At 63.1% G+C, this 8,846-nt stretch carries 10 protein-coding genes; 3 read left to right on the top strand and 7 right to left on the bottom strand.

Annotated features, from left to right (window positions below):
* The coding region (locus EOC06_RS18065) for a cell wall metabolism sensor histidine kinase WalK (RefSeq protein ID WP_128308410.1) at nt 1-999 on the bottom strand (999 nt) is incomplete at its 3' end.
* Between the two features lie 222 nt (nt 1,000-1,221).
* On the opposite strand from EOC06_RS18065, the gene ppk2 reads away from it, so the two are divergent.
* Nucleotides 1,222-2,130, top strand: a complete 909-nt coding sequence (ppk2, locus tag EOC06_RS18060; RefSeq protein ID WP_128308409.1) for a polyphosphate kinase 2 — start codon at nt 1,222-1,224, stop codon at nt 2,128-2,130.
* Between the two features lie 53 nt (nt 2,131-2,183).
* Here ppk2 and EOC06_RS18055 read toward each other — a convergent pair whose 3' ends face one another.
* The 3 genes from EOC06_RS18055 to EOC06_RS18045 all read right to left on the bottom strand — a co-directional run bounded on the left by EOC06_RS18055 (nt 2,184) and on the right by EOC06_RS18045 (nt 4,414).
* On the bottom strand, nt 2,184-2,933 hold the full coding sequence (locus EOC06_RS18055) for an enoyl-CoA hydratase-related protein (protein WP_013533649.1): 750 nt from the start codon (nt 2,931-2,933) through the stop codon (nt 2,184-2,186).
* A gap of 14 nt (nt 2,934-2,947) precedes the next feature.
* Complete coding sequence (locus tag EOC06_RS18050; RefSeq protein WP_013533650.1) at nt 2,948-3,586, bottom strand: acyl-homoserine-lactone synthase; 639 nt, start codon at nt 3,584-3,586, stop codon at nt 2,948-2,950.
* Between the two features lie 96 nt (nt 3,587-3,682).
* The gene (locus EOC06_RS18045) at nt 3,683-4,414 is read right to left on the bottom strand and encodes a LuxR family transcriptional regulator (RefSeq protein WP_128308408.1); all 732 of its coding nucleotides are present in this window, start codon (nt 4,412-4,414) and stop codon (nt 3,683-3,685) included.
* Between the two features lie 248 nt (nt 4,415-4,662).
* Between EOC06_RS18045 and EOC06_RS18040 the strand changes: the two genes are divergently transcribed.
* Nucleotides 4,663-5,511 carry a transporter substrate-binding domain-containing protein gene (locus tag EOC06_RS18040; protein ID WP_128308407.1) on the top strand — a complete coding sequence of 283 codons (849 nt, stop codon included), beginning with the start codon at nt 4,663-4,665 and terminating at the stop codon, nt 5,509-5,511.
* A gap of 59 nt (nt 5,512-5,570) precedes the next feature.
* On the opposite strand, the gene EOC06_RS18035 is transcribed toward EOC06_RS18040, so the two are convergent.
* On the bottom strand, nt 5,571-5,978 hold the full coding sequence (locus tag EOC06_RS18035) for a tellurite resistance TerB family protein (protein ID WP_013533653.1): 408 nt from the start codon (nt 5,976-5,978) through the stop codon (nt 5,571-5,573).
* Between the two features lie 162 nt (nt 5,979-6,140).
* Here EOC06_RS18035 and EOC06_RS18030 point away from each other — a divergent pair, with 162 nt between their 5' ends.
* A complete protein-coding gene (locus tag EOC06_RS18030) occupies nt 6,141-7,787 on the top strand; it encodes a lysine--tRNA ligase (RefSeq protein WP_128308406.1) in 1,647 nt (548 codons plus the stop codon).
* Here the strand turns inward: EOC06_RS18030 and EOC06_RS18025 are convergent.
* Both EOC06_RS18025 and EOC06_RS42785 read right to left on the bottom strand, forming a co-directional pair.
* Complete coding sequence (locus EOC06_RS18025; RefSeq protein ID WP_368773591.1) at nt 7,753-8,604, bottom strand: thermonuclease family protein; 852 nt, start codon at nt 8,602-8,604, stop codon at nt 7,753-7,755. The genes EOC06_RS18030 and EOC06_RS18025 overlap by 35 nt on opposite strands.
* A 9-nt stretch (nt 8,605-8,613) precedes the next feature.
* A partial coding sequence (locus EOC06_RS42785) for a S24 family peptidase (RefSeq protein WP_281062088.1) occupies nt 8,614-8,846 on the bottom strand: 233 nt, incomplete at its 5' end.

The raw sequence follows: 8,846 nt of genomic DNA, 5'->3' as shown, positions 1-8,846 counted from the left end.
AACCACCCGCCCACCCGACTGCCCGTATTTGCAGGCGTTTTCCAGGAGGTTCTCGAAAACCTGGAAAAGCTCATCGCGATCGCCAGGCACATGAAGCGGCCCATCGGCGTAGTGCCGCTCGATGGCGACGGCGTTTTCGCTGGCCAGCGGTCCGAGCGAGTCGATGACGCTGTCGACTGTCTGCCGCAGATCCACCTCGGTTCCCGGCTTCAGATAGGGTTTCATCTCGAGCCGCGACAGCGACAACAAATCGTCGATCAGACGCGCCATGCGGCCGGTCTGGCTCTGCATGATCTGCAGAAACTGGTCGCGCGCCGCCGCGTCGTTGCGGGCTGGCCCGCGCAGCGTTTCGATAAAGCCGGCGATTGAGGCGAGCGGCGTGCGCAGTTCATGGCTGGCATTGGCAATGAAATCGGCGCGCATGCGGTCGATCCGGCGTGCTTCGCTCTGGTCCTTGAACACCAGCACATAGAGATCGGTGGCGTGACCGACCGAGGACACACTCACCCGGTAGGCCCGTTCGACCGGCAGTTTCTCCATGTAGTCGACGACATCGGAGGCGATATCACCAGATAGTACTCCATCCAGCAGGGTTTGCATCTCCGGCGCCCGGAATTTCAACGACAGCGACATGCCTGGCGCGATGCCGCCGAAGGCGGCGAAGGCGGCGGCGTTGGCATGGACGATGGTGGCGGTCCGGTCGAAGATGATCAGCGGATCGGCGACGGCGGCGGCCAGATATTCACCCGAGAGCCGCTGCAGGCCGATGGCCTCGATGGCAGCGCCGCTGCCGGTGGATTGGCGCGCGCCGGCGGTCGGCAGTATTGCCGCTGCAAGCAGCAACAGCAGCGCCGCGGGGACGACATAGGCTGAAATCCCGGCCAAGGCATAAACAGCGAGAACCGCAACGAAGCCGGCCGCAAGCAGCCAGCGGCTATTCCACAGCCGTGCGGCCATGGTTTGCGTCATGCCTCTCTGCTCTGTGTCCAGGTCAGCCATTCGCTCGTGGACCTGCCCCCATGTCTTCGCACCCGGTCGCACGGTGGCGGAAAACTTCCACTAGACCGCTTGCCGCATGACCCCGAAAATCGGGATCGATTTTCGGAAAGGATCATGCGCAAATTAAAAGTGCTACAGCGTCCTTTGCGCATCCAAACGGACGCGCGACGCTATAGTGGCTCCCCATAGCATGAGTCCGGAAGCTGGAAAGGGTTCGTCTCGATGAAAAAAGCCAAAGAAAGTCCCGCCGCGCCAACTGCGGGGCCGCTGAAGATCAGGATCGGCGGCAAGGAGAGGGAGTTCGACATCGAAAATCCCGTGCTTCCCGACTGGGTCGAGGACAACAAGCTGACCGCTGGCGGCTATCCCTACGACAAGAAGATGAAAAGCGACGAGTATGACGAGATGCTCGAGAAGCTGCAGATCGAGCTGGTCAAGGCGCAGGCCTGGCTGCAGTCGACCGGCAAACGGGTGATGGCGCTGTTCGAGGGTCGCGATGCTGCAGGCAAGGGCGGCACGATTTTCGTGGTGCGCCAGTACCTCAATCCGCGCACGGCACGCAACGTGGCGCTGACCAAGCCGACCCCGACCGAGCTTGGGCAATGGTACTACCAGCGCTATGTCGACCACTTCCCGGCTTCAGGCGAATTCGTCACCTTCGACCGTTCCTGGTACAACCGCGCCGGTGTCGAGCCGGTGATGGGTTTCTGCACCCCGCAGCAGCACGAGCAGTTTCTTGAGGAGACGCCGCATTTCGAGCGGATGATCTCCAACGAGGGCATCCACTTCTTCAAATTCTGGCTGAACATCGGCCGGGAAACGCAGCTCGAGCGCTTCCATGACCGTCGCTACAGCCCGCTGAAGAGCTGGAAGTTTTCGCCCATCGACGTTGCAGGCATCACCAAGTGGGACGACTACACCAAGGTGCGCGACACCATGTTCGAGCGCACCCACAAGGAATTCGCGCCGTGGATCATCGTACGGGCCAATGACAAGCGGCGCGCGCGGCTGGCGATCATGCGGCGCATCCTGTCGTCTCTGCCCTATGAGGGGCGCGATCTCGAAATCATCGGCAAGGAAGACAAGAAGATCATCGGCGAAGGGCCGTCATTCCTCGGCAAGCAGGATTGACGCTTCCGCGCCGCGCGGCCTTGGCCGCGCGGCGCGTTCCTTGAGGCTTTCGCTCAGGCCGCGAGCCGGGCGATGCGTTGCAATCGCCGCAGCGTGGTGTCGTCCTGCAGCGCCTGCTGGAAAAGCGAAATCTCCTGATCGATGCGGTCGCAGAGGGCCTCGGTGTTCCCTTTCAGCAGGCCGCGCGTCTGCAGCAGGGCGGCGACCGGCTTCTTGACAAGCTGTCTCGCCCGGCCGAGCGCCGCTTCCTCGACGGTGCCGCCCGGCACGATCTCGGCGACGAGGCCGAGCGCCCTGGCGTCCTCGGCGCGAAGCGTGTCGCCGAGGCAGAAGAAGCGGAAGGCACCGGCGTAGCCGAGCTTCTGCGGCGCCAGGATGCTGGTCGCCGCATCCGGCACCAGGCCGAAATCGACGAACGGCACCCTGAACGTGCTCTCATCGGACGCGATCACCATGTCGCAGTGGAACAGGATGGTGCAGCCGACACCGACGGCATCGCCGTCAACGCAGGCAAGGATGGGCTTTGGAAACGTCGCCAGCGTGCGGAACAGGTCGGTGACGGCGGCGATCAGTTTCTGGTGCTTGGTGGCGTCGAGGAATTCGGAGAAGTCGCCGCCAAGACAGAAACAGCCTGCCAGGCCGCGCAGCACGACGACGCGAACCTCCTCATTGTCGGCGGCTTCATGGAAGGTCCTTGCCAGGCTTTCATAGGCTCTCCTGTCCAGCACCGGCCGGCCGTCGCTCGACGACACGGTGACGACCAGCGTGTGGTTGCGAAGTTCAGGTTGCGGGTGTGTGCTCATGGCTGTCTCCGATCTCATGACGCACGCCTTTGCCCGAGCATGTCGGGATATCCCCTGGCCAACACGGGAGCAAAATGATTGCGGCGCGACCGCACCACATCGAGTGTGTGTTCGTTGAAGGTCAGCAAGGTGGCGACGACCTGCTGGTTGCCATAGGTGCGCTGATAGCCCAGCGGGGTCGCCAGGAAATGCAGCTGCAAGGCGCGCAGCACCCACATCGGCTCGAACTCGATGATCACCTTGTCGACGCCGCGCTTCAGCCCCCACTCGACGAAACCGGCAATCAGTTCGGTGCCGACGGTCGAAACGCCACGACGGCCATCACGAAAACCGGGAGCCACCGCGTAGCGGGTCAATTCCCAGATGTTTGGACCCGATGGCGGCGTTCCTTCGGAAAGATCGGTCAAGACCTCGGTCAGCAGATGTGGCCGCGTCGTCGGCAACATCCTCTGATAACCCGCCACTTCACCGCCTCTGATGACGATCTGATGGACCGCCTCGTCGTGGTCGAACTGGTCAAGTTCGAGCCCGTCGGGCCGCCTGAGGTCATCCCACCCCATCTCTTCGACGAATATCTTGTAGCGCAAACGATGGACGGCCTCCCAAAGGTCGGGACGTTCCATCAATTCCTGGGTTGTAAGGGAAAAAAGCATTCCGCCGTCTCCTGCGTTCAGAGGAAGATACGGCCGTGCTTTGATGAGAAAATTGCGTGATCGCGTAGGCAAAAATTCCAGGTCGGCACGGCCGACCTAACTAATGTAGCCGCGCCGTATCGCTTCCGCGACGGCCTGCACCCTGTTGACGGCACCTAGTTTGCTTTTGGCGTTAAGAAGATGTTTCTCCGAGGTGTGTTCGGAAATGCCGAGGATTTGCGAAATCTCCCATTCGGACTTGCCGACGGCGGCCCATTGCAGGCATTCGCGCTCGCGCGGCGTCAGCACGATATGATCGATGGTGTTGTTCGCCATGGTGTGGAGTTGCATGGCGCGGCCAACCGCGTAGGTCGAGACCAGCGACACCTGGCCAAATTCGGCGGCGGACAATTCGACAGCCTCGCCGCCGAGCGACACCATGACGATCTGGCCGTCAAGCGTGATCAACGGAAAGGCCAATCCATCACGCAGTTTGAAGGCGCCGGCATCGCCCATCACCTCGCCGCTGCTCTTGTCTATGCGGATGCCCTGCGACGCCTCGTGCCACTGGAAGGGCGCCTGCAACTGTTTCATATGGCTGACGACCGGGTCATGATCGACATAGTTGCGCGCGACATAGCGCTCCAGCCATTCGCCCGGCCAATCGCAGAGAAGCACATGCTGCTTTTGCTGGCCGGCCGGCGTGCCTGGCTGCGGTACGGTTCCCGCCATCAGCGCGGTGAGGCCGAAATCCGATGTTATGCCCAGCAGCCTTTCACAGACCGCCGCCGCCGTTGCGGCGTGCTGCAGTTGGTCTATGTATTCCAGCGTGCGATCGAACTGACCCATCGCAACATCAACCCCATGTTGCCTCGTGCATTGCGGCCAATGATGCGTGCCTGATTTACACTTCGCCACCGACCACGGATTGCAAATCGCATACTTATTTTGTGGCTTCCCTCACCGAGGCGGCCGAAGCTGATTTGCAAACCGGCTAAATCATATCCTGAAATCGGCGGGTTGAAATCAAAAACCATTGTGCCTGTACCATTTTCGTACCAAAACCGGTGCGAGCACGACTGTGGCGGAGTTTTATCTTGGCGTTCCGGTGGAGGTCCTTCGCCCTTGCGATGCTGATCGGCTTGCTGTCGTTCGCCGACGGCGCGCGCGCCGCGGCGCCTCAGGTTCCGGTGCTGTGGGATGCCAAGGAGCGGCTGCCCAAGCCAGACCTTTCGACGCTGCCCCGGCTGAGGTTCCTGACCACCACGGACTTCCCGCCCTTCAACTTCCTTGACGGCGCGGGAAAGCTGTCCGGCTTCCATATCGATCTGGCACGCGCCATCTGCGCCGAGCTTGGCATTGTCGAAAAATGCCAGATCCAGGCCCTGCCCTGGGCCGAGCTGGAAGGCGCACTGCGGAAAGGCGAAGGCGAGGCGATCATCGCCGGCATCGCCGCAACACCGGAATCGCGCGCGACCTACGCCTTCTCACGCTCCTATCTGCAGTTTCCAGCGCGCTTCGTCATGCCGAAAGGCAAGGCGCTGACCGAGCCCATCTTTGACAAATTGCACGGCAAGCGTGTCGGCGTGATATCAGGCTCGGCGCATGAACGCATGCTGCGCGACTATTTCAACACGGTTCAGGTCGTCCCTTTCGACAGGCCGGAGGACCTCTATGCCGATCTCAAGGCCGGCAAGGTCGACGCCGCCTTCGGCGACGGCATGCGCCTGGCCTTCTGGCTGGGCGGCTCGGACGCGGCGGGCTGCTGCCGCTTTGCCGGCGGGCCCTATCTGGCGCCTGAATATCTGGGATCGGGCATGGCCATCGCCACCAAAGCGGACAATCCGGCGCTGGCCGCCGCGATCGATTACGCGCTGCAGGAGATTTCGATGAAAGGCACGTTCGCCGAATTTTATCTGCGCTATTTCCCGGTCAGCTTTTTCTGATCCGGTTCCGGTCGGCTTTGCCGGCCTGACCTGAACCTCAACAGCGCCCGGCCAAGAACTCAGGTCAGCGTGCGCAGCCGCGCCTTGGCCGCGCGGCCGATGGCAGCAACCGTCAGCGTGTCGAGATCGAGCTGACGCCGGATCAGCTGCAGCACCCGCACCTCTTCCATGCGCATTTCGAGGTCGACGGCGGCAACCTCGAAGGCGGCGGCATAGGCGGTGTCGCGCAGCCGCTCAGGCAAGACCTCGGCGACTTCAGCCAGCACGCCCTCCAGCCCGTCCTTTTCGTGCAGGCGCTTCTGGCAGTCCTGGGCAACGCCGACCAGCCTGTCGTGGTTGAAGTCCTCGAACACCGGCCAGGAGCGGACGACCTCGCCGATCCGCGCCAGTTCGACATCGGTCATGTCGCGGTCGGAGGCCGAGGTGATGACCATCAGATAGATCAGGGCTTCATGAGGTGTCGGCAATTTTTTCTCCTTGAACCGGGCCTCGAAGTTAGGAACGCCCGTTCTGCACCGCAAGGAAAAAGCGCCGCACGCGTTGACGCTCCGGCGCTGCACGCCTAGAGACCGGTTGAAAACCTTGCCGCGGCCCGCCTTCGGGCCGGCAAATGATTTGGAAACTGTGACATGGCGGGATCAAACATCATCGATCTCAACCCCGAACTGTTGGCGGCCGCGACCGAAAGCAAGGCGTGGCCCTTCGAAGAGGCCAAAAAGATCATCGAGCGCTACAAAGGCGCCGACTTCCCGCAAACAATCCTGTTCGAGACCGGCTACGGGCCGTCCGGCCTGCCGCATATCGGCACGTTCGGCGAAGTGGCGCGGACGTCGATGGTGCGCCATGCTTTCCGCGTCCTGACGCAGGATAAGGTCGCGACCAAGTTGCTGTGCTTTTCCGACGATATGGACGGCATGCGCAAGATACCCGACAGCGTGCCGGACCGCGCCGCACTCGAGCCTCATCTGCACAAGCCGCTGTCGTCGGTCCCCAACCCCTTCGGCGGCGACTATGCGAGCTTCGCCGACCACAACAACGCGATGCTTTGCCGCTTCCTCGACACGTTCGGCTTCGACTACGAGTTCGCCAGCGCGACGCAATACTACAAGTCCGGCCGTTTCGATGCGATGCTCAAGCGCGCCGCCGAACGCTATGAGCAGATCATGGCGGTGATGCTGCCGACGCTCGGACCCGAGCGGCAGGCGACCTACAGCCCGTTCCTGCCGATCTCGCCAAAGAGCGGCCGCGTGCTTTACGTGCCGATGAAGCATGTCGACGCCAAGGCCGGCACCATCACCTTCGACGACGAGGGCACCGAGACCACGCTTTCGATCACCGGCGGCCGCGTGAAGCTGCAGTGGAAGCCGGATTTCGGCATGCGCTGGGCAGCCCTTGGCGTCGATTTCGAAATGTTCGGCAAGGACCACCAGACCAATGCGGTAGTCTACGACCGCATCTGCAACATTCTGGGCGGACGGGCGCCGGAGCATTTCGTCTACGAACTGTTCCTCGACGAGAACGGCCAGAAGATTTCGAAGTCGAAAGGCAACGGGCTGACCATCGACGAGTGGCTGACCTATGCGCCGACCGAAAGCCTCGGGCTCTACATGTACCAGCGGCCGCGGCAGGCCAAGAAGCTGTATTTCGACGTCATCCCGCGGGCCGTGGACGAATACTATACGTTCCTCGCCGCCTATCCCCGGCAGGACTGGAAGGAACGGCTGGGCAACCCGGTCTGGCATATGCATGACGGCAACCCGCCCGCGATCGACATGCCGGTGCCGTTCTCGCTGCTGCTCAATCTGGTCAGCGCCTCCAACGCGCAGAACAAGGATGTGCTGTGGGGGTTCATTTCACGTCATACGCAAGGCGTGACGCCAAAGACGCATCCCGAGCTCGACCGGCTGGTCGGCCATGCGATCCGCTATTTCGACGATTTCGTGAAGCCGACGAAGACCTTCCGGCCTGCCGACGAGGTCGAGCGCGAGGCGCTGGCAGCCCTCGACGAAGCGCTTGGGGCGCTGCCGGCCGACGCCAACGGCGAAGCGATCCAGAACGCCTCGCTCAACGTCGCGCGCAGGATCGAGCGCTATCAGGATCATTCCAAGCAGAGCCCGGAAGGCGGCCCCGGCGTATCGGGCGCCTTCTTCCAGATGATCTATCAGGTGCTGATCGGCCAGGAGCGCGGCCCCCGCTTCGGCTCGTTCGCAGCGCTCTACGGCGTTGCCGAGACACGTGCGCTCATTGAGCGGGCGCTGGCTGGTCAGCTGGCTTGAGCACGCCGTCGACCTCTTCCAGGATCGAACCCGGCGCCTGAGGGGCCGGGCGTGGCGCGGCCGGCATCGCCGGCATGCCGGACAGATCGGGCGCCGATCCGAAAATGCCCTTCTTCGCCGTGCGTGCCTTGTCGCCGGCCTCGATATAGGGGCCGCCCCTGGCGGCGCGCGCCCAGCCGTTGTCGACCAGCCATTGGCCGACATCCTGCTTGCCGATCCGGCATTCGGCGGCGATCAGGTCGCGGCCGCCCTGCGGCGGCACCGTGCAGACCACCGCGCGGCCGCGCAGGAAGGCGCGGAACGCCGTCCGCGCACGGACGCCGCATGGCCAGGTTTTGCCGTCCTCGCTGCAGGTCTCGTCCTGCCTGACGATGTCGATGCCGGAAACCGCGACCGAGTAGCCCTTCGCCTCGATCAGGCCGGCGGCCGGCGCAACCGGCTGGAACAGCTTTGTGCCGTTCCAGTCGTCGGGCATTTTCGGCTTGGGCGGCACAGCCAGCGCGAGTTTGCTCAACGGCTCGCGCGGCTCGACCCGTTCAAGCCCGTCGGCGGGCAGTTCCGGCGGCGCGACGATTTCGGGATCGATCGCCCTTGAATGCGGCGCCGGCTTTGGCGGCTGCGGGGCTGCTATGGCCGATGTGGCCGGCTCCTGCGGCACCGTCCCGGCAGCCTGCTGCGCCATCGTATCGGCGCCCGGATCAAGCTGGTCCACCGTGATGACGCTTTCACTCCCTTTCAACGTGCGACCGCCGGCGACGACCATGGCCGCCATCACCGGGACCATCAGAACCGCCAGGGCATGACGAAGGAGCCGCACCAGCTTGACCTACTGGCTAGCCCAGACAATCCGCGCCACCCATTCGACATCGCGCATGGGAATATCGCGGTCGGGATGATCGGGATTGAGCGAGACCAGCGCAATCGACTTGACGGTCTGGCGCTCGAGCACCTTGGCCATCACCTCGCCTGATGTGGTCTTGACGACGACGCGATCGCCCTTGCGGGTGACGGCGCCCGGTTCGACGATGAGGACGTCGCCATTGCGGTAGAGCGGCAGCA

Origin of the sequence: Mesorhizobium sp. M7A.F.Ca.MR.362.00.0.0 (assembly GCF_004023175.1) — a bacterium.
Lineage (GTDB): Bacteria > Pseudomonadota > Alphaproteobacteria > Rhizobiales > Rhizobiaceae > Mesorhizobium.
The sequence above is the reverse complement of the archived record's forward strand: the minus strand, read 5'-3'. Positions and strand labels throughout refer to the sequence as shown.